The organism is Streptomyces sp. T12 (assembly GCF_028736035.1).
GTDB lineage: Bacteria > Actinomycetota > Actinomycetes > Streptomycetales > Streptomycetaceae > Streptomyces.
This window is the reverse complement of sequence record NZ_CP117866.1, coordinates 5896668-5921492: the sequence shown is the minus strand read 5'-3', so window position 1 is coordinate 5921492 and position 24825 is coordinate 5896668. Positions and strand designations below refer to the sequence as shown.

Sequence of the window (24825 nt, the reverse complement as noted above, 5' to 3'; positions counted from 1 at the left end):
TCCGGTCAGCGGTGAGGCGAGTGGCGCGCAGGCGGAGTCGTCACGAACCCATCGGATCAGCCTCACCCTGCAGCCCGGACTGGTCGCACCGGACGGAACGCGGCGCACGGTGCTGGTCTCCGCCGGCGGGACCGGGACAACGACGTGGGACGCCGCCTTGCGATCTGTGGTTCCGTACCGGGCCGGACGTGTACCGCGTACGCATCCGCGCCCCGCACGCCTGGCCGGCCACCCTGGACTGGGAGTGGGAGTGGGAGGAGCGCGAGGTCCCGGCCGGATTACGGGACGCCGACGAGTCCGAGGCCGACGCCGTGGTCGTCCCCGTTCTCGCCCTGACCCACCGTTCGGCGGAGTCCCTGGTCCGACTGGTGGCCGCGGCGGCGCCCGAATGGCGGGATCTGTCCGCGACTCAGTTGTTCCAGCTCTCGTCGTACGGGTCCGTCGGCTCCGCCACCGGTTTCGCCTCCGTGACCTCGATGAAGGGGATCGGGCCGCCGTTGACCGGGTCCTTGGTGCGGCGCGGGCTGTAGGTGCCGGTGATCCGGAGCCAGGTGTCCGGCTGGAGGACCGGGGGGATCCGGCCAGTGAGGGCGACCTTGACCGGCTGGGCGTCGGCGGCACAGCAGTTGAGGGCCATGCGGACGAGGTAGGGGGTGCCGTCACGGTCCAGGGCCAGGAAGCCGGTGAGCTGGACGCGGCGGTCGTGGAGGGTGCGGCCGTGGTCGTAGACGGCGCGGCCCGCGTAGTCGACCACGCTGAGGGGCAGGGGGTCGGCGGCGGGGAGGGACGGGTAGGCGAGGGGTTCCTGGAGGGCCGTGCCGGCGCGGGTCGCGCTGTAGGAGCCGAGGGCGGGCGGGGCTACCAGGATCAGGGCGAAGAGGGGGAGGACGAGGAGCCAGGCGACTCGGGGTTCGCGGTGGGCGTGGGCATCCTGATCGGCCGCGCGCTGCTTCTGCGCCCGCGTCCGCTTCCGCTCGTACCAGACCGTCGCCGTCGCCGCCGCGATCAGCACCGCGCCGGACACCAGCACCAGCGGGCGCAGTCCCTGTTTGACGTAGCGCAGATAGAGGTCGGTCGTGGCGGCGTGCAGGAGGGACGCTCCCAGCAGGAACAGGACCGCGGCCTGGGCCTGACGGTTCACAGGATCACCGCCCCTGTGAGCGCCGACACGGCCACGGCCAGCGCGAACGTGGCCGGTGCGAAGCGCAGGGCGAAGGCGCGGCCGAAGGTGCCCGCCTGCATGGCGAACAGCTTCAGGTCGATCATCGGGCCCACGACCAGGAAGGTGAGCCGGGCCGTGAGCGAGAACTGCGACAGCGACGCCGCCACGAACGCGTCCGCCTCCGAGCAGATCGACAGCACCACGGCGAGGACCGCGAGGGCGAGGACCGCCAGCACCGGGTTGCCGGCCGCCGTACGCAACCAGCTCTCCGGGGCCACCGCCTTGAGGGTCGCCGCCGCCATCGCGCCGACCACCAGGAAGCCGCCCGCGTGCATCACGTCGTGCCGGACGGAGCCCCAGAAGGCCTCGCCCTTGCTCTGGCCGTCGTAGGACAGGTGGGAGGGCGGTCGCAGCCAGTCGGTACGGCCGAGGCGCAGCCACAGCCAGCCCATCGCGCAGGCCACCAGCAGGCTGGCGACCAGGCGGGCGAGGACCATCTCCGGATGGCCGGGGAAGGCCACGGCCGTCGCCGTCAGCACGATCGGGTTGATGGCGGGGGCGGACAGCAGGAATGTCAGCGCCGCGGCCGGGGTGACTCCGCGCCGCACCAGCGCTCCGGCCACCGGCACCGACGCGCACTCGCAGCCGGGCAGCACCGCGCCCGCCGCGCCGGCGACCGGGACGGCGAGGGCGGGGTGGCGGGGCAGGGCGCGGGCGAAGAAGGACGGCGGCACGAACACCGCGATCGCCGCCGACAGCAGCACGCCCAGCACCAGGAACGGCAGCGCCTGGACCATCACCGCGACGAACACCGTCGTCCAGCTCTGCATCACGGGTGCGGCGAGGGCGCGGCGGATCGGGCTCTGGAGCAGCACCAGCACGAGCATGAGCATGGTGAGGAGGAGGGGGGAGTTGAGGTGCCGGCCCTCGTCCCCATCCCCGGCCCGCTCCCCCGATGTCCGGCGGTCTTCGCGGTCGTCGGTCCCCTGCGGGGCCGCTTTGGTGATCGCCACGGGCGAGGTACCTCCGGGCCTGCTGGTCATTGCCTTCCCTCTCATACGCCGGTTCCGGCGCCGCCGTTCACACCGTCTTCGGCAATCGGCTGTCACGCCTGTGCTCCGCGCAGGATCATTGCCGCACAATGTCAGGCACGGGGTGAATCGTGACTCGGGGGGCGCGGGATGAGCGACGACGACACCACGCATCGGTTCTTCATCAGCTACGCGGGCGTGGACCGGCCCTGGGCGGAGTGGGTGGCCTGGTATCTGCGGGAGGCCGGGCACGAGGCCATGCTCGACGTGTGGGACTGGCGTGCCGGGGACGACTTCGTCGAGCGCATGGAGGAGGGTCTCGACCGGGCCGACGCTGTCGTGGCCCTCTTGTCCAAGTCGTACTTCGATCCCGGGCGTTGGACGAAGGAGGAGAAGAACTCCACGATCGCCCGCCGTGGACGCGTCGTCCCTCTCGCGGTCGAGCCGCTCACAAACGCCGACGTCTCACCGCTCCTGGCGGCGCTGGTCCGCACGGAGATCCACGGCATGGACGAGGCGGACGCGCTCGCCGCGCTGCTGAAGGCAGTCACCGGAAGCGCAGGACAGCCGAACACCCCGCCGACGTACCCGGACGCAGCCGCCAAGGAGGCGCCGCCGGAGGACGGTTCGAAGCCCAGGCTTCCCGGAAGCGGCGTCAGGCGCGACCTCGTCTCCAACTTGCCCCGCCGCAACCCCGACTTCTCCGGACGCGAGACCGAGCTGGTCCGCCTGCGCGACGGCCTGGTCAGCGGCCGGCAGGCCGTGGTGCACGCCGTGCACGGCATGGGCGGCATCGGCAAGACGCAGATCGCCTTGGAGTACGCGCACCGGTTCGCCGAGCAGTACGACGTGGTGTGGTGGATCGACGCCGAGCAGGCCGGCCAGATACCCGTCCACTACACCGAGTTGGCCGCGCGTCTCGGCATCGCCAGGCCGGAGGCGGGCACCGAGCACGGCGCGCGTGCCCTGCTGGACCACCTGCGCGACCGGCAACGCTGGCTGATCGTCCTCGACAACGCCGAGGATCCCGAGGACATCAAACCCTGGCTGCCAGAGGGACCCGGCCATGCCCTGATCACCTCCCGCAACCCCGAGTGGCGCGGTGTCGCCCACCGGACGGGGCTGGACGTCTTCGACCGGGCCGACTCCGTCTCGTATCTCACCGAACACATCCCGACCCTCACGGCCGAGGACGCGGACCTCCTCGCGACGGACCTCGGGGACCTTCCGCTGGCGCTGGCGCAGGCAGTGGGCGTCATCGGCAGCGGAACGACGTTCGACCTCTATCGAGAGCTCCTCACCACGAACACCGGGCAGGTTCTGGACGGCGGCTCCACTCCTGGATATCCGGCGTCGTTCCCCGCGGCGGTGGAAATCGCGACGAACCGGCTGGAGGACGAACATCCGGACGCGGCAGCCGTGTTACGGCTCGGCGCCTTCTTCGGGCCCAATCCGATTCCCACGAAGTGGCTGGAGAGGGCACGGGCTCGGCTCACCACGGTGGGTGGCGATTCGGGCGACGTGATGTGGCCGGGGAGCGCGCTGCAGCCGCTGAGTCGTTTCGGGCTTGCGCGTATCGGCCATGAGACCTTTCAGATCCACCGGCTCACTCAGGCGGTGCTGCGCGACCGGATCCGAGGGGAGGAGGCCGAGGCCATCCGGGCGGACACCGCGACCGTCCTCACCGGTGCCGTCCCGGGAGACCTGAACTCGCCGGAGAACTGGCCTGCCTGGGCCGCACTGGCCTCGCACCTCGTCACCGCCAGCGTCGATCGCACTGAGCACCCCGAGTTGCGGTCGACGCTGCTCAAGGCTGGTCGGTTCCTCCTCGGCAGAGGTCAGGCGCACACCGCCAGAAGACTGGCCGATGCGTTGAGCACGTCGTGGGCCGTCTCGTTGGGAGAAGACCACGCCGACACCCTCAGCTGCAAGGCCCTCCACGGGCGCGCCGTATTCCATACCGGCAATGTCAACGAAGGTCTGAGCATTCTCCAGGACACGTTTGTCCGTCGCCGAAGCGTCTTCGGTGACGATCACGTGAGCACCCTTGATTCCGCCAACAGTCTGGGAGCCGTTCTGGCGGATCTGGGGAGGCTGCCAGAAGCGCTCAACGTCATCGAGGACGCCCTGCGGCGCAGCAGGCGTGTGCTCGGCGAGAGCCATTGGCAGACCATTCAGATCTCCGCCAATCTCGCCACCGTCCTGGGCCAACTCGGGGATTACGAGGAAGCCCGCCGCATGCACGACGAGCTTCTCCAGCACCAAAGACGCGCCCACGGTGACGACCACCCGGAGTGTCTGCACTCCGAATACGGTGTCGCCACCGCCCTGTTCGAGCTCGGCAGGTACGAACAGGCACGTCGTATGTTCGAGGACATTCTCCCGCGCCAGCGACGGATCCTCGGCGACAACCACCGGAGCACACTCGCCACCGCCCACAACTACGCCTCCGCCCTGACCAAGCTCGGCGAGCACGAGCAATCTCGCCGCATCCACGAAGACGCCCTCCGCCGCAGGCAGAACACCTTGGGCCCGCACCATCCGGACACGCTCGGTTCGGCGCACGGCCTGGCGCTCAGCCTTTTCAAGCTCCGCAGGTATCCAGAAGCGGTCGAACTCTTCGAGAGCGTATGCCGCACCGCAGGAGAGGTGCTCGACGACGACGCCCCGCTCATGGCGACCGCCACCCGGAACCTGGCCGCGGCTTTGATCGCCATGGGCAAACCCTTCGAGGCCCACCGGCTGCTCAAGAACCAGCGAAAGACACCCAAGCGCCCGTCCAACAAGAAGAAGAGGAGGCGGCACTGACCCACCGGCCACCGGCCAGCCGGTCGTGGGACCACCCGGTCATGGAACCACCCGTCACATGAGGCAGTCTTTCCCCTTGTGGCGAGCGTTCCGAATCAGGGCTTAGGGAGTGACACGGCCGCGCACATGGTCGTGTGCGGCGACGACGGGCTCGCGCACCGGCTGGCCGCCGAGTTGCGCGGGGTGTACGGCGAACAGGTCACGCTCGTCGTGCCGCCCTCCGAGCGTACGGTCCGGCCGCCGGTCGTGGGCCGGGCCCGGGCCGCTTCGGCGGCGCTGCTGGACCGGGTGGTGACCGCGGCCGTCAACCGGGCGGGCGGCGGGGTCGGCGGCGTCGGCGAACCCGCCGGGAGCGTACGGGTGGTGGAGGCCGCCGAGGCCACCGAGGAGGCGTTCGCCGACGCGGGCGTGGAACGGGCCGCCGCGCTCGCCCTCGTCTATGACGACGACGAGACCAACATCCGCGCCGCGCTCACCGCCCGCCGCCTCAACCCCCGCCTCCGGCTCGTCCTGCGTCTCTACAACCGCCGGTTGGGCCAGCACATCGAGGAACTCCTCGACCAGGCGGCCACGTTGGCGACGGGTATCGGCGACGCCGGTCTGGACGCCTCCACGACCGTCCTGTCCGACGCCGATACGGCCGCCCCGGCACTGGCCGCCTCCGCCGTCGCCGGCACCACCAAGGTCGTGCAGACGGACGGCCTGCTGCTGCGCGCGGTCGAACGCCCGCCGCTGCGGCCCGGTCAGGCGTCTCCTGCCGGGCTGGCCACGCTGGCCCTGCTGTCCACGACCGGCAACGACCCGGCCGGAGCGGACGGTTCGGAGGGCAACGGCGAGCAGGGCCCGCTGCTGCTGCCGGACGCGGCTGCGGTGCAGGGGGTCAGGGGGCGTGGGACGGTCGTCCTGGAGCAGGTGTCGTACGCCGGCCCGTCGATGCCGTCGAACCGCGGAGGGCGGGGCGTCGTACCGTCGTTCGCGTCGCTGTTCTCGCGGCGGTTGCGGTGGTCGCTGGCCGGACTGGTGGGGTGTGTGGCGGCGCTGGCCGTGGCGCTGATGGTGGTGACCGGGGAACACCCGCTGTACGCCACCTACATGACCCTCCTCGACCTCTTCGCCATCAACGAACCCGCGCTTCACCAGAGCCTGGCCCGCCAGATCCTCCAGCTCCTGTCCGGGCTGATGGGTCTGCTGCTGCTTCCGGTACTGCTGGCGGCGGTGCTGGAGGCCCTGGGCACGTTCCGTACCGCGTCCGCCCTGCGCAAACCGCCGCGCGGGCTGGGCGGCCACGTGGTTCTGCTCGGACTGGGCAAGATCGGCACCCGGGTGCTGACGCGGCTGCGGGAACTGCACATCCCCGTGGTGTGCGTCGAGGCCGACCCCGACGCGCGCGGGCTGGCGACGGCGCGGCGGCTGCGGGTACCGGTGGTGCTCGGGGACGTCACTCAGGAAGGCGTCCTGGAGGCGGCCAAGATCCACCGTGCGCACGCGCTGCTGGCCGTGACCAGCGCGGATACGACCAACCTCGAAGCCGCCCTGTACGCGCGCTCCGTCCGCCCCGACCTCCGCGTGGTCCTGCGCCTGTACGACGACGACTTCGCCACCGCCGTCTACCGCACCCTGCGTGCCGCGCACCCCTACGCGTCCACCCGCAGCCGGAGCGTGACGCACCTGGCCGCGCCCGCGTTCGCCGGGGCGATGATGGGGCGCCAGATCCTGGGTGCCATTCCGGTCGAGCGGCGGGTGCTGCTGTTCGCGGCGATGGACGTGGCCGGTCATCCGCAGCTGGAGGACAAGACCGTCGGCCAGGCCTTCCGGGCGGGTGCCTGGCGGGTGCTGGCGCTGGACCGGACCGGGCGGGACGAACGCCGCGACGATCGCCGGGAGGAACCGGCGGTGGAGGAGGCGTACGACGACGGCCGGGTGGGTGGTGCGTCGGGGTGGGTGTGGGACCTGTCCGACAACTACGTCCTCCAGAAGGAGGATCGGGTGGTACTGGCCGCCACGCGGCGGGGGTTGGCGGAGCTGCTGGGGAGGCGGTCGCGGGAGCGGGCGGGGGCTTAGGCCGGGGGCCCGCGGCGGAGCCGCTGATGGATGCAGCGCCCCCTGGGGGCCTGCGGCCCCCAGGCCCCCGCTTCGGCCCTGAACCGGGCTAGGGCTGGTGCGGAGCCTTCAAGTGGCGCTCCGCGAAGTCCAGTTCCAGCCGCACCTGCTTGATCCGCTCGTCCACCACCAGCGAGCCGTGCCCGGCGTCGTAGCGGTACACCTCGTGGACCGCTTCCCGGGCCTCCAGCCGCCTCACATAGTTGTCGATCTGCCGGATCGGGCAGCGCGGGTCGTTCACGCCTGCCGAGATGTAGACCGGTGCCGTGACGTGGTCGACGTACGTCAGCGGTGACGACGCCTCGAAGCGCTCCGGCACCTCCTCCGGTGTGCCGCCCAGCAGCGTGCGGTCCAGGGCCTTCAGTGACTCCATCTCGTCGTGGTACGCCGTGACGTAGTCGGCGACCGGGACCGCCGCGATGCCCAGAGTCCACGCGTTCGGCTGGGTGCCGATGCCGAGGAGGGTGAGGTAGCCGCCCCACGAACCGCCGGTCAGGATCAGCCGGGACGGGTCGGCCAGGCCGGAGGTCACCGCCCATTCCCGGACCGCCGCGATGTCCTCCAGCTCGATCAGCCCGACCCGGTGCTTGAGCGCGTCCGTCCACGCGCGCCCGTAGCCCGTCGAGCCTCGGTAGTTGACCCGCACCACCGCGTACCCGTGGTCCACCCAGGCCGCCGGGCCCGCCGCGAACGAGTCGCTGTCGTGCCAGGTCGGGCCGCCGTGGATGTCGAACACCGTCGGGAGCGGGCCCTCGGCGCCCGCAGGCCGCTGCACGAGGGCGTGGATGCGGCCGCCCGGGCCCTCCACCCACACATCCTCCACCGGAACCGAGCCGGGCGACTTCATGCCGGGCGGGTCCAGCACCACGCGCCCGTTCGTCGACCGCACCGCCGACGGCTGCGCCGCCGACGACCACAGGTACTCCACACTGCCGTCCGGACGGGCCGACGCCCCCGACACCGAGCCCGCCGGGGTCGGGATCCGCACCAGCTCGCGCCGGGCCAGGTCGTAGCGGAACAGCTCGCTGCGGGCCTCGAAGCTGTGCGCGATCAGCAGACCGGCGCCGTCGGGATACCACTCGGCGCTCACGTCACCGGGAAGCTCCAGCGCGAGGTCCGTCTCCTCCCCCGTCGCCACGTCCCACACCAGCGGCTCCCAGCGGCCGCGCCTCTGGTGACCGATGAGCAGGCGCGCGTCGCCCTCCACCGGGGCGAAGCCCAGGACCTCCAGGCCCAGTTCCTTCGCGCCGCCCTTGGTGTCGTCGAGTTCCGCGACCGTCGTGCCGTCGGGGCGCACCACGCGCAGCGCCGAGTGCATCGCGTCGCCGTGCTCGGTGTGCTCGACGGCGATCAGCGTGCCGTCGTGCGAGAGGTCGCCGACGCCCGCGGACTCGCGGTGGCGGTAGATCTCCAGCGGAGGCTCGCCGGTGCGGGCCAGGTGGATCGTCGTGCCGTCCTCGTCCGTCGAGCGGCCCACGATCGCCGTACGGCCGTCCCGGCCCAGGGCGAGGCCCGCCGGGTACGACGGGTCCAGGCCCGGCGCCGCGAGCTCGTCCTCGCCGCCGCCGAACCGCTGGCGGCGCCAGACGCCGAACTCGTCGCCGTCCTTGTCGTCGAACCACCAGATCCACGCGCCGTCCGGGGTGAGCACGCCGTCCGTCGTGCCGTTCGGCCGGTCCGTCACCTGGCGCTGCTCGCCCGTCGACCGGTCCCAGGCGTACAGCTCGTACGTCCCTGTGGCGTTCGACACGAACAAGGAGCGGTCCGGGGCGTCCTCCGCCCAGTCGGGCAGCGACACCCGAGGCGCCCTGAAGCGCTTCTCCCAGTCCGGCATGTCCTTGTCGTGCTTGTGGTGATCCCGCGAATCGGACCCGTGGCTCTCAGTCATGGCCCCATAGTGCCTGGCCCGGCCGACAATTCGCTGGCGAGGTCCCCAGCCTGTGGATAACTTCGCGACCATGCACTCCGCCATACCCACAGACTGGAATGATGCCAACCGCGCGCTCTGGGACGAACGTGTCCCCCTGCACGCGGCCGGCTCCTTCTACGACCTCGACGGCTTCCGCGCCGGCGCCGACGCCCTGCGCGACTTCGAACGGGCCGAGGTGGGGGACGTCACGGGCAGATCGCTGCTGCATCTGCAGTGCCACATGGGCCTCGACACCCTGTCCTGGGCCCGGCACGGCGCCGCCCGCGTCGTCGGCCTCGACTTCTCCGAACCCGCGGTGGACGTGGCCCGCTCCCTCGCCGCCGACCTCGGCCTCGGTCAGGACCGGGCGGCCTTCGTCGCGGCCGACGTGTACGACGCGGTGGAGGCGGTTCCGGACCCCGCGTACGACATCGTGTACACCGGCGGGGGCGCCCTGTGCTGGCTGCCCGACATCCGCCGCTGGGCCGAGACGGCGGCCTCGCTCGTCGCGCCGGGCGGGTTCCTCTACCTCGCCGAGTTCCACCCCTTCACCGACGTCCTCGACGACGAGACGGGCTCCCGGATCGTCCGCGACTACTTCGACCGCGACGCCCAGGTGTACGACTTCCCCGGCACGTACGGGTCCGACAGAACCGACACGGTCAACAACCGCAGCGTCGAGTGGCAGCACCCGGTCGGCGAGGTCGTGACCGCGCTCGCGGCGGCCGGGCTGCGCATCGAGTTCCTGCACGAGCACGACGTCTCGATGTTCCGCCGGTTCGAGATCTTCGAGGCGCGGGACGGCTACTACCGCTTCCCGGCGGACCGGCCGCGGATTCCGCTGATGTATTCGCTGAAAGCCTCCCGGAACTGATGTTTTCCACAGTCGGGGGACGAGCGGCCGCATATCCACCGTCACGGGCACCGGACCCCGCGGCCAGGCCCGCCGCAGGAGCCCCGTACCGTTGAGGGCGTGTACCGGTTTCTGCTGACGCCCCGTTGGTGGGGAATCAACGTCTTCGTGCTGCTCGCCATCCCCTTCTGCGTGTTCATGGGGTCGTGGCAGCTGAGCCGGTTCGAGGCGCGGGTCGCGGACCATCGCAGCGCCGGTGAGCAGGCCGCGGAGAACAAGCACGAGGCGGCCCGTCCGCTCACCGAGCTGCTGCCCGTGGACAAGGCGACGGTGGGCAAGAAGGTCACCGCGAGCGGCCGGTACGGCAAGCAGTTGCTCGTCCCCGACCGGGAGCTGGACGGCAAGCAGGGCTACTACGTCCTGACGCTGCTGCACACCGACGAGGACAAGGCCCTGCCGGTCGTGCGGGGCTGGCTGCCCGGTGACGCCGACCGCGCCGAGGCCCCCGCCGCACCCACCGGCGAGGTCACAGTCACGGGCTCGCTCCAGGCGTCCGAGGTGCCCGGCGAGAACGGCGTGCCCGCACAGGGCGGCCTGCCGTCCGGCCAGACGGCGGCGATCAGCGCGGCGTCGCTGGTGAACCTGGTGCCGTACGACGTCTACGACGCCTGGGTCACCCTCGGCAAAGCCGACTCCGGCATGAAGCCCGTGCCGGTGGCCACCGCCAACGACACCGGCCTCGACCTGAAGGCGTTCCAGAACCTCGGCTACACCGGCGAGTGGTTCGTCTTCGCGGGCTTCGTGGTCTTCATGTGGTTCCGCCTGCTCCGCCGCGAGGTGGAGTTCGTACGGGACGCGGAGCTGGGCCTGGTACCGGACGGAGCGGCCGACGGGGGCGAGTCGGCCCGGCCCGAGGAACCGAGCGAGGGTCCGACGCAGGAGAAGGCGAACGCCTAGAGGGGACGGCACCACCGCGGCAAGCGCCCGCTCCGCCGCGGGCGCCGCCCGCCGCTACGCCCCTGCCAGCACGCCCGTCCAGTACACGATCCCGGCGCAGGCGTTGGACACCGTCACCGAGGCCGTAGGCCCTGCCGCCTCCGTCGTGTTGGAGACGGTGACGCTTCCCTCCGCCGTGGTGTCCTCGGTCATCAGCTGGGTGGTGGTGCCGGTGTCGCCGCCGGTGGACGTGCCGTCGGTCGTGCCGGCGTTGTCCTCGGTCGGGGTCGGGGTGGGTGAGGGGTCGTTGCCGCCCGTGCCGCCGCTGCTGGGGTCACTCGTCGTGGGGCAGGTCTCCGAGGGGACCCAGGCGAACTTCACCTGGTACGAGTCGCCCGGCTTGAGGACGAGGGAGGTGAGCTCCTGGGCCGGGTCGGGCAGGCCGGCCGCCGCGTCGCCGGCGACATGCCGAGCGTCGGTGACCTTGCCGTCCGCCGCTCCTGCCGTGGCCAGGGTCACCGAGCCGGGGCTGCTCACCGTGCAGTCGGCGGTGGAGACGTTGCTGAAGGTGAAGGTGCCGTAGACCGCGCCGGACGGGTCGGGGAGGTTCGTGGTCCCGCCCGATGTGCCGAGCTGGTCGGCGGTACACGCGGCTGTGCCGACCGGGCTGGTCGCCAAGGGGTCGGCGGAGCTTCCGGAGCCGGTACCCGGACCGGTGCCGGTGCCCTTGTCCTCGTCCTTCTCGCCCCCCTTGCCCTGGTCCTCGGTCTTGCCGGAGGAGCCGCCGGAGGTGCTCTCGCCGCCTTCGGTCTCCTTGCCCTGACCGGATCCGCCCTGCGCCTGCTCGCCGTGGCCGGCGACAGACGGGTTGACGTCGGAGCCGGTGGAGTTGGACACGTGCACCAGGGCCGGGACGGCGGTGCCGACGAAGAGGGCCGCGGCCGCCACGCCGACGAGGGCCTGCCGCTTGCGCGCCCGCCGCGCGGGCACCGCCCGCCGCAGATGGTCCAGCGTGCCGTCGCGCGGCTCGATCTCCTCGACCGCGTGTTGCAGCATGCGGCGCAGTGCCAGCTCGTCCGAGTCGAGCCCCTCGGGGCCCTGGTCGTCGGGGCCGTGGTTCACAGTTCCGTTCCCAGCGTGCGATTGCTTCGACTGTTGCTTGCCCGGCCGCCCTGTCGGCTCACGCCAGTCATACGGCTCGTGGGGGACGCGCAGATGGCGCCGCCCCTCATGGTCCTCACTCATGCCGGCGCCTCCATGGCCACCCGCAGCGCCGCGATGCCGCGCGAGCCGTAGGCCTTCACCGAGCCCAGCGAGATGCCGAGCGTCTCGGCGACCTGCGCCTCGGTCATGTCCGCGAAGTAACGCAGGACCAGCACCTCGCGCTGCCGGCGCTGCAGGCCCTTCATCGCCTTGATGAGGGAGTCGCGCTCGAGCTGGTCGTACGCCCCCTCCTCCGCGCTCGCCATGTCGGGCATCGGCTTGGACAGCAGCTTCAGTCCGAGTATGCGGCGACGCAGGGCGGAGCGGGACAGGTTGACGACGGTCTGGCGCAGATAGGCCAGTGTCTTCTCCGGGTCCCGCACGCGCTTGCGCGCGGAGTGGACGCGGATGAACGCCTCCTGGACGACGTCCTCGCAGGAGGCGGTGTCGTCGAGGAGAAGTGCCGCGAGACCCAGCAGCGAGCGGTAGTGCGCCCGGTAGGTCTCGGTGAGGTGGTCGACGGTCGTGCCGGCCGCCGCGGTGTTCTCGGCGTGCTCGGAGCCGTCGCGCTGACTGGGAATGCGGGCGGGCCGCGCTGCGGGCATGGGCGCGATCACCGGCATGCCGCCGGGCGTGCCGGGCATGCGGGGTCGGACGGGCCGGCGGGGCGGCCGTAGGGCCGTACCGCGGGGCGCCGCACTGAAGTCGAGTACCTCTGCCACGCCAGTTGGACACGCTTCCCCCCGGGAGGGTTGTACGTGCCGGACGTCACTTTTGCGTCAGTCCCAACAGCCGACCCTCTCGTGCCAGGCAGCACAGCTGACCGTGCGTCAAACGCCCACATGCCTACCCGCTCTTCCCTTATGTCCAAAATGAACGGAGCGTCCCCACGCCCCGCTCATGGCGTCCCCACGCCAGAAAAACGCGTCTTCACGCCCCATAAGGGCGACCGCAAAGACGCTCCCCGCCCTGCAAGCGGTTGCAGGGCGGGGAGGAAAATCTTCGGCTGCCGCCGGGGCCTGGCTCAAGTGGTCCGGACCATCGATCGGCTCACACTTTTCACATAGATCCTACAAACGATTCAACCAAATCCCAGGAGTTTTCCGGCGCCAGGGGACGTCTCACGCAAACTCCGCCGCCACGAGCTCGGCGATCTGCGCGGTGTTGAGGGCCGCGCCCTTGCGCAGATTGTCGCCGCAGACGAAGAGTTCGAGCGCCGTCGGATCGTCGAGCGCGCGCCGCACCCGCCCGACCCAGGTCGGATCCGTGCCCACCACGTCGGCGGGCGTCGGGAACTCCCCGGCCTCCGGGTCGTCGTAGAGCACGACCCCCGGTGCCGTGGCCAGGATCTCGCGCGCCTTGGCGACCGTGACCTCGCCCTCGAAGCGGGCGTGCAGCGTCAGCGAGTGCCCGGTCAGCACCGGCACCCGCACACAGGTCACCGCGACCGGCAGCCGCGGCAGGCCGAGGATCTTGCGGGACTCGTCCCGCACCTTCATCTCCTCCGACGACCAGCCGTCCTCGCGCAGCGACCCGGCCCACGGCACGACGTTCAGTGCGACCGGCTCCGGGAACGGCCCGGTGTTCTCGCCGATGGCCCGCCGTACGTCACCGGGACTGTTCCCCAGATCCGTACCGGCGACCAGGGACAGCTGCTGCCTGAGCGTCTCCACACCGGCGCGGCCGGCCCCGCTCACCGCCTGGTACGAGGAGACCACCAAGGAGCGCAGCCCGAACTCGGCGTGCAGCGCGCCCAGCGCCACGATCATGGAGAGGGTGGTGCAGTTGGGGTTGGCGACGATGCCGCGCGGCCGCATCCGTACGGTATGCGGGTTGACCTCGGGAACGACCAGGGGCACATCCGGGTCCATCCGGAAGGCGCCCGAATTGTCCACCACCACCGTGCCCTTGGCGGCGGCGATCGGCGCCCATCGGGCGGCCACGTCGTCGGGGACGTCGAACATCGCGACGTCGACCCCGGCGAAGGCCTCCTCGGTGAGCGCCACCACCTCGACCTCCTCGCCGCGCACGGCCAGCTTGCGGCCGGCCGAACGCGGCGAGGCGACGAGACGGATCTCACCCCAGACGTCGGCACGCTGGGAGAGGATCTGGAGCATGACCGTGCCGACGGCCCCGGTCGCTCCCACGACCGCGAGCGTCGGGCGGCGGGACTCCCTCCCCGCCATCAGCGTCCGGTGCCTCCGTACACGACAGCCTCGTCGCTGTCGGAGTCGAGACCGAAGGCGCTGTGCACGGCGCGGACGGCCTCGTTGACGTCGTCGGCGCGGGTGACGACCGAGATACGGATCTCGGAGGTCGAGATCAGCTCGATGTTCACGCCGGCGTCGGACAGCGCGGTGAAGAAGTCGGCGGTGACGCCGGGGTTCGTCTTCATGCCCGCGCCGACCAGGGAGATCTTGCCGATCTGGTCGTCGTAGCGCAGCGAGTCGAAGCCGATGCCGCTCTTGTTCTTCTCCAGGGCGTCGATGGCCTTGCGGCCCTCGGCCTTGGGGAGCGTGAAGGAGATGTCCGTCAGGCCGGTGGAGGCCGCGGACACGTTCTGCACGATCATGTCGATGTTGATCTCGGCGTTCGAGATCGTCCGGAAGATCGCGGCGGCCTCGCCCGGCTTGTCCGGCACACCGACGACGGTGACCTTGGCCTCGGAGGTGTCGTGCGCGACACCGGAGATGATGGCCTGCTCCACCTGCTTGTCCCCTTGATCGATCGGCTCGCTGCTGACCCACGTGCCCTGCAGTCCGCTGAAGCTGGACCGGACGTGGATCGGGATGTTGTAGCGGCGGGCGTACTCCACACAGCGGTGGAGCAGCACCTTCGAGCCGGACGCAGCCAGCTCCAGCATGTCCTCGAAGGAGATCCAGTCGATCTTCTTCGCCTTCTTCACCACACGCGGGTCGGCGGTGAACACGCCGTCGACGTCGGTGTAGATCTCGCACACCTCGGCGTCGAGGGCGGCGGCCAGCGCCACGGCGGTCGTGTCCGACCCGCCGCGCCCCAGGGTGGTGATGTCCTTCGAGTCCTGGCTGACGCCCTGGAACCCGGCCACGATGGCGATGTTGCCCTCGTCCACCGAGGTGCGGATCCGGCCAGGCGTGACATCGATGATCCGGGCTTTGTTGTGGACCGAGTCGGTGATGACACCTGCCTGGCTGCCGGTGAAGCTCTGGGCCGAGTGGCCCAGGTTTTTGATCGCCATGGCCAGCAGTGCCATGGAGATCCGCTCTCCGGCGGTCAGCAGCATGTCGAGCTCGCGCCCGGCAGGCATCGGGGATACCTGCTCGGCGAGATCGATCAGCTCGTCCGTCGTGTCGCCCATCGCGGAAACCACGGCGACCACCTGGTGGCCGTTCTTCTTGGCTTCCACGATCCGCTTGGCGACGCGCTTGATGCCCTCGGCATCGGCTACGGAGGAGCCTCCGTACTTCTGCACGACAAGGCCCACGTGCGCTCCTCGCTCAGTCCGTGTGTGTCGGCTCAGTTTAACGAGCGTCCGAAAACGACCTTGGGGTTCCCAGATGGTGAGATTCCGGCGCTCCGGGATGGTGTCTGCCCCATCGAGGGTGGGGCAACCGGGTTAGTGGTGCAGGTCACTCGGGTCGACGCAGCCCACTCACGTGCCCGACGCCGACGAAGGAACCGCTGGTCGCGATCTTTGCCATTGACGCTCTCCGTAGTCGAACGCTAACTTCGCGTCGTCGTCGCCACACCAGGAGCACAAGGCTCCATCGGGACTCGCGACGCGAAGGAATCTCTTCCTTTGACGACTGTGACCGATTCAGAGATCCAGCACGTCACTCGAGCCGATACGGATTCCCCGGCCGGCCTCTTCAAGATCCAGCCCTTCACGCCGCACTGCGAAGTCATCCGCATCGCGGGCGACCACGCCGTCATCGGCGTCTCCCCCGGCAACAGCTACTTCTCCGCCCGCCGCGTCCACGACCTCGCCCGCTGGGGCCTCGCCCTCTTCGAGCGCGTGGACTTCGTCTACACGGACCTGTACGTGGCCGAGATGTACGCGGCGTCCGGCTATCCGCCCGACGACGCGCGCCGCAAGGCGGTGAAGAACCTGCGCGGCGTGCGCGCCAAGGTTCTCGGCGCCGTCGAAGCCGTCGACCCCGGCGGCACGCGCCTGCACGCCCACGCCATGTCCGACTTCCGCGGCAACACGGCGTACCGCGAGATCCACGACCGCCTGCAGGCCCGGCTCGCCACCGACGAGGAGTTCCGCACGACCTGCGAGAAGCTCGTCGACACCTTCCTGGCCGGCAAAGAGGGCCGCGTGACCGAGGCGCAGCGCGAGGTCTGCCTGGCCTACGTCTGTGCCGAGGCGCCCCTCTTCCTGGACACGCCCGCCATCCTCGGCGTCCCCTCCTCCCTCAACTGCTACCACCAGCTCCTGCCGATGGCCGAGCTCCTCTACTCCCGCGGTGCGGGCCTGCGCGCCTCCCGCAACCAGGGGCACGCCATCGTGACGCCGGCAGACAGGACCACCGATGCTCACTGAAGCCACTGAAGCCCCCCTCGACTTCCCCTTCTCCTGGCGCGGCGACCAGATCCCCGCCGAGGTGGAGGAGTTGCGCGTCGGTAGTCCCGTGCGTCGCGTCCGCACCATCGCCGGTGACGAGGCCTGGCTCGTGTCGTCGTACGAGCTGTGCAAGCAGGTGCTCGAAGAACCGCGCTTCAGCCTGAAGGACACCTCGGCCCCGGGCGTGCCCCGCCAGTACGCGCTGACGATCCCGCCCGAGGTCGTCAACAACATGGGCAACATCACCGGAGCGGGGCTGCGCAAAGCCGTACTGAAGGCGCTGAACCCGAAGAGCCCCGGCCTCGCGGAGTGGATGCGGTCCTACGCCGCCGAGCTGGTCGACGGGCTGATCGGCGAGGGCGCCCCGGCGGACCTGCGCGGCGGCTTCGCCGACCCGTACTCGGCGGGCATGCACTGCCGCATCCTCGGCATCCCGCAGGCGGACGCGCCCAGGCTGATGCGGAGTCTGGACATCGCGTTCATGAACTCGGCCTGCCCGGTCGCGGGGGCGCGGCTGAACTGGGACCGGGATATCGCGTACATGACGGAGCGGCTCGACGACCCGGCGACCACCGGCCTGATGGCGGAGCTCGCCGCCCTGCGCGCCGACCCCGACTACAGCCACCTCACCGACGAGATGCTCGCCACGGTGGGGGTGACGATGTTCGGCGCCGGTGTCATCTCCACGGCCGGCTTCCTGACCATGGCGCTGGTGTCGCTGATCCAGCACCCCGAGCTGCACGCCCGCCTCCTGGCCGACCGCACCCTGGTCCCGGCCGCCGTCGACGAGCTCCTGCGCATCAACCTGTCCATCGGCGACGGGCTGCCGAGGCTGGCGACGGAGGACGTACTCCTCGGAGATGTACAGATCAAAGCGGGTGAGCTGGTCCTCGTCCTGGTCGAGGGCGCGAACTTCGACGCGGCCGCCTTCCCCGACCCGTACACCGTCGACCTGACCCGCGAGAACAGCACCGCCCACCTCTCCTTCGGCGGCGGCCGCCACTACTGCCCCGCCACCGCCCTCGGCCGCAAACACGCGGAGATCGCCCTGGAGACCTTGCTGGAGCGGATGCCCGGGCTGCGGCTCGCGGTGCCGATCGAGCAGCTCGTGTGGCGGACCGGGTTCATGAAGCGGCTCCCGGAGCGGCTGCCGATCATGTGGTAGCGGCCGCATAAAAGCCCTTTCGCCCGCTTATCGCCTGCTCACGGGCTCGGCGACCGGCCGTCTTTAAAGTTCAACCACTATGGTTCGCCTGTGCGCGTACTGCTGGTGGAAGACGACGAACCGGTCGCCGAGTCGCTCCGGCGAGGACTCCTGCGTTACGGCTTCGAGGTGGCATGGGTCAGCACGGGTGCCGGGGCGCTGAGCCACGACGACCCCTACGACGTCGTACTCCTCGATCTCGGCCTGCCCGACACCGACGGTCTCGACGTCTGCAAGGCGCTGCGCGAGCGCGGTGACGTGCCGATCATCGTGATCAGCGCGCGCAGCGACGAGACGGACCGGGTGGTCGGGCTGGAGCTCGGCGCGGACGACTACGTGTCCAAGCCGTTCGGGGTCCGCGAGGTCATCGCGCGGATACGAGCGGTCATGCGCCGTATGCAGCCGCGCACTCCCGCCGCTGCCGCTGCCCCCGAGGCCGGCCCGGACCGGTACGGCCCCCGCCTGACCATCGACCGCAAGGCGGCCCGCGTCCGGCTGGACGGCGAGGAGGTCGCCCTCGCGCCCAAGGAGTACGACCTGCTGGCCTTCCTCACCGAGGAGCCCGGGGCGCTGATGTCGCGCGAGCAGATCATGGAAGCGGTCTGGGACGCGAACTGGTTCGGCCCGACGAAGACGCTGGACGTGCATGTGGCGGCGCTGCGGCGCAAGCTCGCCGGGGCGATCACGATCGAGGCGGTGCGGGGGGTCGGTTTCCGGTTGGAGATCGCCGGAAGCAGTGACGTCTCATGAACCGCCAGCTCATCCGCAGTTACATCCTGCTCGTCGCGGTCGCCGTGCTCCTGTTCACCGTGCCGGTCGCTTTCACGCTCACCAAACAGCTGCGGGACGACACCAAGCTGTCCGTGTTGCGCGAGGCCAACACGATGGCGCTGCTGCTGGGCAACGGCGACGACACCTCGTGCGACGCCTTGACGGAGGTGGCCAAGGCGTACAGCGAGAACACACCCGGCGACGTCGAGGTGACCCCCACCGGCAGCTGCGTTCCCGACCTGCCGACGCCCGCGGCGGACGCGGCGCTGACCCGGGCCGTGCAGAAGAACGAGTCGACGACCGACTGGGGTTCCGACTTCATCTGGGGCAAGCACCTGATGGTCACCGTCCCCGCCAAGGGGGACGCGGCCGTACGGATCGTGTACTCGACCTCGGACATGACCAGGCGGCTGTGGCAGATCTGGGGCTTCCGGGCCGGCCTGGCCGTGCTCGTACTGGCGGCGGCGGCCGCGATCGGCGCGTACGCCGCGCGCCGGATCACCGCACCGCTGCGCGAACTCAACGCCATGGCGAGCAAGTTCAGCGACGGCGATCTGACCGCGCGCTCCCCGGTGACGGGCCCGCCGGAGACCCAGACCCTGGCCCGCACCCTGAACCAGGGCGCGGAACGCCTGGACACGCTGGTCGCCTCGCAGCGGATCTTCGTGGCCGACGCCTCGCACCAACTCCGTACTCCCCTCACGGCGCTGCGCCTGTCCCTGGACAACATCGCGGACGGGGTGGACGACGAGTTCGTACGGGAGGACGTGGAGCAGGCGACGGCCGAGGTCGTCCGGATGAGCCGGCTCGTCAACGGCCTGCTGGTCCTCGCCCGGGCAGAGGCGAAGGTCACGGCCGCGGAGCCGCTGCCCCTCAGGGACATCGTGGACGAACGGCTGACGGTATGGAGGCCGGCCGCCGACGAGCGCGGAGTCACCATCGCGCTCAGGGGGAGTGCCGACGGCCGGCTGCTTGTGCTGACCAGCCCCGGTCATCTGGACCAGGTGCTGGACAACGTGCTCTCGAACGCCCTGGAGGTGTCACCGGACGGCGGCACGATCACGGTCCGGGTGGAGCCGAGGGGCGACGAGGTGATCCTGTCGGTGGACGACGAGGGCCCCGGCATGTCGGACGCGGAGAAGTCCCGCGCCTTCGACCGCTTCTGGCGCGGCCAGGGCCTGACCGGGAAGGCCGGCTCCGGCCTCGGCCTCGCCGTCGTCAAGCAGTTGGTGACCGACGACGGCGGGACGGTGGCCCTGGGCGACGCTCCCGGGGGCGGGCTGTCCGTGCGGATCAGCCTTCGGGCATCAACGAGGAGTGGTGGTTGACGATCTTCCACTCGCCGTCCCGCTTCTCCCACTCGTAGGTGTAGCGGGCCTTGGCGATGCTCTTCTTGCCCGTGTCGTGGTCGGTGAGCGCGAACTCGTAGAGACCCGCGTCCAGCACCGAGTTCGAGTCGAGGACGTTGATGTGCGTCTCGATCTTCTTGCCGACCGGCTTGTTCGCCAGGAAGTGCTCGAAGTAGTCGATGCGGCTCTCGCGGTCGGCACGGACCTGGTTGGAGAGGGTGGGCAGCAGGACCGCGTCGTCCCAGTAGAGGTCGGCGACCTTCTCCGGGTCCTGGGTCTTCAGCGCCGCGTTCCACTCGTCGAACAGGGCGGCCACCTGCTTCTCGGTGGGCTTCGCCGCCTTCTCCGACCCGGCGACGGCGCCGCCTGCGGCAAAGGTGCCGACGGCGACGAGGGCGGCGGCGGTGACGACGGCTACGCGCTTGCCTATGGAACGACGGGTCATCGCGAACTCCCAGTGCTGTGCGATCGGGTGGGTCTCCCTCCGCTTTCTGTGTTCTCTGCGGTGGAGGTGACTCCAGATTCGCGTGGCACCGGTTAGGGCCCGTACAAGGCAGATACAGGGCCGGGACAGCACATGCCCAATTCACGCCGGGCGACTGGGCGATTACGCCACGTTCGCATTCCGTCGGCGCAGCAGGGCGGAACCGGCCCCGAGGGAGACTACGCCCATGCCGACGCCGGTCGCGATGCCCTGGGCGCCGTCCACGGCGAAGGGGGCGGCTGCGGCGACGACGGCGTTGAAGAGGAACAGGAACCACAGGACGGGGCGGGAGGAGAGCAGGGCCTTCATGACGGTTTCCTTCGGGGCGGGGCCGCTGCGGCGGCCGTTGACCTGGCGAGATCAACGATCCCGTTTTCCGAGGTGGGCAACGAGGTAGTGAGCTCCCGAAGAGGCGGTGTAGCGGGCTACACCACCGACCTCACCGGGAAGGGCTTCGCCCTGGTCGCCGTACCCGCCCTGGTGCTGCTGCTCTGTACGCGGTCAACGCGGGGTGGGCGTACGGGAGTTCGTGCCGAACGCGCAGTTCTACGGGGTGGTCGTCAACGCGTTCTCGGTGGCGGCGAACGGGGTGCCACAGCCCACCCGGTGCCGCGTCGACGCCGGAGTCCTCACACCCCGAACAGCGCCACCAGACCGTGGTCCAGCTCGGCCCCCACGGTCTCCTCGCCCGGCGCGATCACGGTGTACGTGCGGGCCAGGAAGCGGATCAGATCCGCCGAGCCGAAGCGGAGCACCGCCGTGCCCTCCGGCGCGTGGAACTCCACATACGTGTGGGACGACCCGCACGGCCGGACGCGAACGCGGCCGAGCCCGGCCCGGGCACGCAGGCCCTCGCTCAGCAGCACACGGGCGAACGTCCAGGTCGTGACCTCGCCGTCGAGCGTGACATGCGGCGGGAAGTCGAGGTGCACCGCCAGCGGGTCGGCGGAGGTGTAGCGGAGGGTCGCGGGTATCGCGATCTCCTGGTCCGAGGCCGTGATCAGACGGGCGCCGGTCGGCTGCTCAAGGGTGACGTACATGGTGGGGGGCTCCGATTCGGGCGGGGCAACCGGCCGGGGTGACCGTTGTGCAGATGAGACCGCGCGAGGGGGCCGTGCATTACGCCGCTTCAGGAGCCTTCTTTTGTAACCCGCGTCACACCACCGCGTTGGCTCAGTCGGCCAGTTCCTTGAGAGACTCGGTGTCCAGAGTGAAGTTCACGGGATCCGGGAGCTTCACGGAGGCGCCGAAGGGCAGCTTCTCCTCGTGCCGGTACCGGCCGTCCTCCGGCTGATTGAAGACCACGACCGAGCAGTCGTCGCGGTCGATGAGGAGGTAGACGGGGATACCGGCGGCGGCGTAACCATCGGGCTTTTCGACTCGGTCACGCTGATGTGTATCGGAGTCGTACGAGGTGATCTCCACCGCCATCAAGGCACCATCGGCTTCAGACCACTCTCCCTGCCCCTTGAGGCCGCCCACTCGGACCAGCACCCCGTCGGCACGAGCGCGCCCCTTGCGGTACCGCTCGGTCTTCAGGCCGCTCTCGGCGTGCAACCACAGATCCGGGCGATGCTGCATGCACACCCGTTGCAGCCACGCGATCATCTCGCGGTGGTTGCCGTCCGCCATGGGCTTGACCACGACCTTCCCGTTGATGAACTCCAGCCACACGCTCTCCGGGGCATGGCGTTCCAGCTCCTCGAACTCCTCGACGGACATCTGTGGCCGGTCTTCGATCCTGGGGGTCATGGCGTCGCCTCCTCGACACCATGTTGCCCCGACCGGCGCCTCCTGCACGCTCACAACAGCCCCGCAGCCCGACGAAGAGCGTCGACGCGCTCGGTGACGTCGATGACCTCGTCCGCGCCGGGCAGGCCGCCGCCGTCGCGCGGACCAGGCAGGAAGGTGTCCGGGACGGGGCCGTACCCCAGCCCCTCCGCCTCGATCTCCGCCAGGCATTCCCGGCACAGGCCGCTCACGATCTCCGTCGTCCGCTCATCCGCGTCGCACAGACCGCAGGCCGTGATCACGCGGGTCACCCGGGCACGACGCGCGGCCTTCTGCCGGACCTTCGCCTTCTTCGGGGGCATCTTGTTCTCCAATCGGTTGCGGGCAAATCCGCCCGGGTTGGTGACGTCGGGCGGCAGCCCGTCGGTCAGGGCCTTGGTGATGTCGCGGGGCGTCGCGCCACGGGACATCCACTCGTTGGCGAGGGATTCGAGGGAACGGCAGTCCCTGTCGGAAAGCGGCATGCGGGCGTCGGCGGCGCGCAGTTCGGCGAGGGTCTGGTAGGCGGTGCTGGGCTGATCGGCAGGCTGCTCAGCGGGCTGCTCGTCCGGCACGGGCTCCGCAGTCGGCTCCTCGGCCTGCTCCTGCTCTTGCTCGGCACGAGCAAGGCCCGGCATGTGGTCCTCGGTGACGTCCTTGCCGTGGCGCTCCCGCGCGAAGTCCGCCCACCACTCCTCCGACCTCCGCGTACGCGACCAGTACGTCCGCGTGACCCACCGCATCGAGTTGTCCTCGACGGTGATGTGCTCTTTGATCCAGCGCAGGTGACCGGCGAGCGTGATGCGGCCCAGCGAAGTGCGCACGGCCTGCTGGCCGTAGCGGGGGTGCACCGCCGCGATCGACTTGTAGCCCATCGCGTGGCCGTCTTCGAGGTGGTCGACGAAGACGGCGATCTCGCGGTCTCGGGGGCTCAGATGTGCGAAGTCCGGGTCGGCGTGCGGGTCTTCGTCACCCGCGAAGCGTTTGCCGTAGCCCGTTTTGGCCACGGGGTGCTGCGGGGACGGCACGGCAGGGCTAGGGTAAGTGCAAGCCACGATCGAGTCTCTTTCGATCCGTAGGTCTAGGCCTCGGTGCCGGTGCTGGTAACACCGCCCGAGGCCGATCTATTTGCCGCGAACCTAAAGTGACTTTACGTTCCGACGCAAGCCGATCACGGAACGTCACCCATTCGGAGTACGCCGCCTCAACTCACGTTCAGACTTGGTTAGTTGGGTTGGATTTCAACCAAACCAAAACCCAAAAACCCATGGGAAGGGCTCGAAGCCCAAGGCTCAAGCCCCGGGCTGAACTGCGGAAATGAACGCCGCCCAGGCGGGGGCGGTGAGGTGGAGCTCGGGGCTCGCGGGGTTCTTGGAATCACGGACGTGAATGCCGGTGGAGAGCGCCACCTCGACGCAGGCGCCGCCCTCGTCGTCGCTGTGGCTCGACTTGAACCACTTCCGCTGGTCACTCACGGCTGTCCACCATCCGCTCGATGAAACGGGCCGACTCCTCGGGTCCGAGAGCCTGCGTCCGGATCATGCTAAGCCGCTCAGTGACACGGCTGACAACCCCCGGTTCGGCCGAAAGCTCGCTGGCGAACTGCCCTTCCATGAAGGCGAAACGCTCGTGGTCACGGGTCTCCAGCAGCACCATTGGGCCCATGAGTGCGGCAGGGATGGCCCGTTCGAAGGGGAGCACCTGCAACACGACATTCCGCAACCGCCCCACCTCCAGCAGGCGGCGCAGCTGTTCGGCATCCACCTGCGGGGCGCGCAGCACGGCCTCGTAGAGGACGAAGCTCAAACCCACCGGCGGCTTCCGTTCGGTGAGGATGGACTGCCGCTCCATGCGGCCCGCGATGCGCTCCTGCACCGTCTCCTCGTCCAGGGGCGGAATGCGGTTGTCGATGAGAGCGCGGGCGTACCCCTTCGTCTGCAACAGTCCCGGCACGACGGAGACGTCGTACCACCAGATGCTGGTCGCCTCCTTCTCCTGCTCCATAAAGTCCAGCGCCCTCGGCGAGTACCGCTCCCGGTCCAGGAACTCCTTTGCCGCGCTCAACATGCCCTGCGCACCGCACAGTTCGTCGGCCACGTCGACCACGCGTGGCGTCGGCCTGCGTACACCGCGCTCCATGGACGTGATGGTGTCCGGGGAGTAGTTCGTGGCGGAGGCCAGTTGCTCGCGGCTGACGTCCGCCTTGGTCCGCCAGCGTTTCATCTGGTCGCCGCTGTAACGCCACGCGACTGGCCGCTGGGAGTTGTTCTGGCTCGGCACCGCGGCCACCTCCGGTCGATACACCACGACGAGCATCACCTCAGCAATTACCGAGCGTAGCTCGACACCCCTCCCAGTGTGACCGGTTTCACGGCGTTCAACGCTTCCCCCGCAGCGCCCGGACCAGTTCGGCCGCGGCCACCAGAATGCGCGGCCTGTCCTCCGAGTCGGCCTCGTCGAGGGCGACTCGGGCGATCAGCACGGCGGCAGTGGCGACGATGAACAGGGACAGAACGCAGCACAGGGCAACAGCGAGAACCGGATCCATTGAGACTCCTTCGGGACGTCAGACGATGACGTCGACGACAGTGCCCGGGTCGGCATGGCTGCCGTCCCGTCCTGTCTCCGCAATCGGCGGTGGTTCCGCAGGTCAGAGCAGTAACTTGGGTCTTTACGAGTCGGCCGAGTCGGCCCGACTC

23 protein-coding genes and 1 pseudogene are annotated in these 24825 nt (G+C 70.1%); 9 read left to right on the top strand and 15 right to left on the bottom strand.

What is annotated here, in order from left to right:
- Window positions 1-409: 409 nt before the first annotated feature.
- Window positions 410-1141, bottom strand: a complete 732-nt coding sequence (locus PBV52_RS26680) for a TIGR03943 family protein (RefSeq protein WP_274241569.1) — start codon at window positions 1139-1141, stop codon at window positions 410-412.
- Window positions 1138-2175: a permease gene (locus tag PBV52_RS26675; protein WP_274241567.1), complete on the bottom strand. Its 1038-nt coding sequence runs from the start codon at window positions 2173-2175 to the stop codon at window positions 1138-1140. Before PBV52_RS26675 ends, PBV52_RS26680 begins: the two co-directional genes overlap by 4 nt.
- 168 nt (window positions 2176-2343) lie before the next feature.
- On the opposite strand from PBV52_RS26675, the gene fxsT reads away from it, so the two are divergent.
- Window positions 2344-5001 (top strand): FxSxx-COOH system tetratricopeptide repeat protein, encoded by a 2658-nt coding sequence (gene fxsT, locus PBV52_RS26670; RefSeq protein WP_274241565.1) that lies wholly within the window; start codon window positions 2344-2346, stop codon window positions 4999-5001.
- 126 nt (window positions 5002-5127) lie between these two features.
- On the top strand, window positions 5128-7062 hold the full coding sequence (locus PBV52_RS26665) for an NAD-binding protein (RefSeq protein ID WP_274241563.1): 1935 nt from the start codon (window positions 5128-5130) through the stop codon (window positions 7060-7062).
- Window positions 7063-7150: 88 nt separating this feature from the next.
- On the opposite strand, the gene PBV52_RS26660 is transcribed toward PBV52_RS26665, so the two are convergent.
- The gene (locus PBV52_RS26660; protein WP_274241561.1) at window positions 7151-8989 is read right to left on the bottom strand and encodes a prolyl oligopeptidase family serine peptidase; all 1839 of its coding nucleotides are present in this window, start codon (window positions 8987-8989) and stop codon (window positions 7151-7153) included.
- Window positions 8990-9059: 70 nt separating this feature from the next.
- On the opposite strand from PBV52_RS26660, the gene PBV52_RS26655 reads away from it, so the two are divergent.
- Entirely contained in the window at window positions 9060-9884 is an 825-nt protein-coding gene (locus PBV52_RS26655) for a bifunctional 2-polyprenyl-6-hydroxyphenol methylase/3-demethylubiquinol 3-O-methyltransferase UbiG (protein WP_274241560.1), read from the top strand.
- A gap of 99 nt (window positions 9885-9983) precedes the next feature.
- A complete protein-coding gene (locus tag PBV52_RS26650; RefSeq protein ID WP_274241559.1) occupies window positions 9984-10820 on the top strand; it encodes an SURF1 family protein in 837 nt (278 codons plus the stop codon).
- Between the two features lie 54 nt (window positions 10821-10874).
- Here PBV52_RS26650 and PBV52_RS26645 read toward each other — a convergent pair whose 3' ends face one another.
- The 4 genes from PBV52_RS26645 to PBV52_RS26630 all read right to left on the bottom strand — a co-directional run bounded on the left by PBV52_RS26645 (window position 10875) and on the right by PBV52_RS26630 (window position 15465).
- A complete protein-coding gene (locus tag PBV52_RS26645; RefSeq protein WP_274249593.1) occupies window positions 10875-11921 on the bottom strand; it encodes a hypothetical protein in 1047 nt (348 codons plus the stop codon).
- Between the two features lie 119 nt (window positions 11922-12040).
- Window positions 12041-12724 carry a SigE family RNA polymerase sigma factor gene (locus PBV52_RS26640; RefSeq protein WP_274241558.1) on the bottom strand — a complete coding sequence of 228 codons (684 nt, stop codon included), beginning with the start codon at window positions 12722-12724 and terminating at the stop codon, window positions 12041-12043.
- A 399-nt stretch (window positions 12725-13123) separates the two neighbouring features.
- Window positions 13124-14188 carry an aspartate-semialdehyde dehydrogenase gene (locus tag PBV52_RS26635; RefSeq protein ID WP_274241557.1) on the bottom strand — a complete coding sequence of 355 codons (1065 nt, stop codon included), beginning with the start codon at window positions 14186-14188 and terminating at the stop codon, window positions 13124-13126.
- Window positions 14188-15465 carry an aspartate kinase gene (locus PBV52_RS26630; protein ID WP_128433729.1) on the bottom strand — a complete coding sequence of 426 codons (1278 nt, stop codon included), beginning with the start codon at window positions 15463-15465 and terminating at the stop codon, window positions 14188-14190. Before PBV52_RS26630 ends, PBV52_RS26635 begins: the two co-directional genes overlap by 1 nt.
- 324 nt (window positions 15466-15789) lie before the next feature.
- Between PBV52_RS26630 and PBV52_RS26625 the strand changes: the two genes are divergently transcribed.
- From PBV52_RS26625 to PBV52_RS26610, 4 genes are all read left to right on the top strand, one after another.
- Window positions 15790-16527, top strand: coding sequence for a tRNA-dependent cyclodipeptide synthase (locus PBV52_RS26625; RefSeq protein WP_274249592.1), 738 nt, complete (start codon window positions 15790-15792; stop codon window positions 16525-16527).
- The gene (locus PBV52_RS26620; RefSeq protein WP_274241556.1) at window positions 16517-17713 is read left to right on the top strand and encodes a cytochrome P450; all 1197 of its coding nucleotides are present in this window, start codon (window positions 16517-16519) and stop codon (window positions 17711-17713) included. Before PBV52_RS26625 ends, PBV52_RS26620 begins: the two co-directional genes overlap by 11 nt.
- 90 nt (window positions 17714-17803) lie before the next feature.
- Window positions 17804-18502 carry a response regulator transcription factor gene (locus PBV52_RS26615; RefSeq protein WP_274241555.1) on the top strand — a complete coding sequence of 233 codons (699 nt, stop codon included), beginning with the start codon at window positions 17804-17806 and terminating at the stop codon, window positions 18500-18502.
- Window positions 18499-19851 carry a HAMP domain-containing sensor histidine kinase gene (locus PBV52_RS26610; protein ID WP_274241554.1) on the top strand — a complete coding sequence of 451 codons (1353 nt, stop codon included), beginning with the start codon at window positions 18499-18501 and terminating at the stop codon, window positions 19849-19851. The genes PBV52_RS26615 and PBV52_RS26610 overlap by 4 nt, the downstream gene beginning before the upstream one ends.
- Here the strand turns inward: PBV52_RS26610 and PBV52_RS26605 are convergent.
- Together PBV52_RS26605 and PBV52_RS26600 are read right to left on the bottom strand one after the other, a co-directional pair.
- The gene (locus PBV52_RS26605) at window positions 19817-20317 is read right to left on the bottom strand and encodes an SgcJ/EcaC family oxidoreductase (RefSeq protein ID WP_274241553.1); all 501 of its coding nucleotides are present in this window, start codon (window positions 20315-20317) and stop codon (window positions 19817-19819) included. The two genes, PBV52_RS26610 and PBV52_RS26605, sit on opposite strands and share 35 nt — an antisense overlap.
- Before the next feature lie 162 nt (window positions 20318-20479).
- Window positions 20480-20665 carry a hypothetical protein gene (locus PBV52_RS26600; protein ID WP_274241552.1) on the bottom strand — a complete coding sequence of 62 codons (186 nt, stop codon included), beginning with the start codon at window positions 20663-20665 and terminating at the stop codon, window positions 20480-20482.
- Window positions 20666-20844: 179 nt separating this feature from the next.
- Here PBV52_RS26600 and PBV52_RS26595 point away from each other — a divergent pair.
- Window positions 20845-20954: pseudogene (locus tag PBV52_RS26595) on the top strand (sulfite exporter TauE/SafE family protein); the annotation flags it as partial.
- A 31-nt stretch (window positions 20955-20985) separates the two neighbouring features.
- On the opposite strand, the gene PBV52_RS26590 reads toward PBV52_RS26595, so the two are convergent.
- The 6 genes from PBV52_RS26590 to PBV52_RS26565 all read right to left on the bottom strand — a co-directional run bounded on the left by PBV52_RS26590 (window position 20986) and on the right by PBV52_RS26565 (window position 24674).
- Entirely contained in the window at window positions 20986-21396 is a 411-nt protein-coding gene (locus PBV52_RS26590; protein ID WP_274241551.1) for an SsgA family sporulation/cell division regulator, read from the bottom strand.
- Between the two features lie 133 nt (window positions 21397-21529).
- Window positions 21530-22108, bottom strand: coding sequence for a Uma2 family endonuclease (locus PBV52_RS26585; RefSeq protein ID WP_274241550.1), 579 nt, complete (start codon window positions 22106-22108; stop codon window positions 21530-21532).
- 50 nt (window positions 22109-22158) lie between these two features.
- The gene (locus tag PBV52_RS26580) at window positions 22159-23154 is read right to left on the bottom strand and encodes a hypothetical protein (RefSeq protein WP_274241549.1); all 996 of its coding nucleotides are present in this window, start codon (window positions 23152-23154) and stop codon (window positions 22159-22161) included.
- A 264-nt stretch (window positions 23155-23418) separates the two neighbouring features.
- Entirely contained in the window at window positions 23419-23601 is a 183-nt protein-coding gene (locus PBV52_RS26575; RefSeq protein WP_274241548.1) for a DUF397 domain-containing protein, read from the bottom strand.
- Entirely contained in the window at window positions 23594-24349 is a 756-nt protein-coding gene (locus PBV52_RS26570; protein ID WP_274249590.1) for a helix-turn-helix transcriptional regulator, read from the bottom strand. The genes PBV52_RS26575 and PBV52_RS26570 overlap by 8 nt, the downstream gene beginning before the upstream one ends.
- 154 nt (window positions 24350-24503) lie before the next feature.
- Complete coding sequence (locus PBV52_RS26565; RefSeq protein WP_274241547.1) at window positions 24504-24674, bottom strand: hypothetical protein; 171 nt, start codon at window positions 24672-24674, stop codon at window positions 24504-24506.
- Window positions 24675-24825: the final 151 nt, after the last annotated feature.

Excerpts from the sequence above, each read along its gene's own strand:
- PBV52_RS26660 (WP_274241561.1), bottom strand. The coding sequence starts at position 8,989 with ATGACTGAGAGCCACGGGTCCGATTCGCGGGATCACCACAAGCACGAC.
- PBV52_RS26635 (WP_274241557.1), bottom strand. The coding sequence starts at position 14,188 with ATGGCGGGGAGGGAGTCCCGCCGCCCGACGCTCGCGGTCGTGGGAGCG.
- PBV52_RS26655 (WP_274241560.1), top strand. The coding sequence starts at position 9,060 with ATGCACTCCGCCATACCCACAGACTGGAATGATGCCAACCGCGCGCTC.
- PBV52_RS26600 (WP_274241552.1), bottom strand. The coding sequence starts at position 20,665 with ATGAAGGCCCTGCTCTCCTCCCGCCCCGTCCTGTGGTTCCTGTTCCTC.
- PBV52_RS26570 (WP_274249590.1), bottom strand. The coding sequence starts at position 24,349 with ATGAAACGCTGGCGGACCAAGGCGGACGTCAGCCGCGAGCAACTGGCC.
- PBV52_RS26590 (WP_274241551.1), bottom strand. The coding sequence starts at position 21,396 with ATGTACGTCACCCTTGAGCAGCCGACCGGCGCCCGTCTGATCACGGCC.
- fxsT (WP_274241565.1), top strand. The coding sequence starts at position 2,344 with ATGAGCGACGACGACACCACGCATCGGTTCTTCATCAGCTACGCGGGC.
- PBV52_RS26605 (WP_274241553.1), bottom strand. The coding sequence starts at position 20,317 with ATGACCCGTCGTTCCATAGGCAAGCGCGTAGCCGTCGTCACCGCCGCC.
- PBV52_RS26610 (WP_274241554.1), top strand. The coding sequence starts at position 18,499 with ATGAACCGCCAGCTCATCCGCAGTTACATCCTGCTCGTCGCGGTCGCC.
- PBV52_RS26665 (WP_274241563.1), top strand. The coding sequence starts at position 5,128 with ATGGTCGTGTGCGGCGACGACGGGCTCGCGCACCGGCTGGCCGCCGAG.
- PBV52_RS26620 (WP_274241556.1), top strand. The coding sequence starts at position 16,517 with ATGCTCACTGAAGCCACTGAAGCCCCCCTCGACTTCCCCTTCTCCTGG.
- PBV52_RS26565 (WP_274241547.1), bottom strand. The coding sequence starts at position 24,674 with ATGGATCCGGTTCTCGCTGTTGCCCTGTGCTGCGTTCTGTCCCTGTTC.
- PBV52_RS26585 (WP_274241550.1), bottom strand. The coding sequence starts at position 22,108 with ATGACCCCCAGGATCGAAGACCGGCCACAGATGTCCGTCGAGGAGTTC.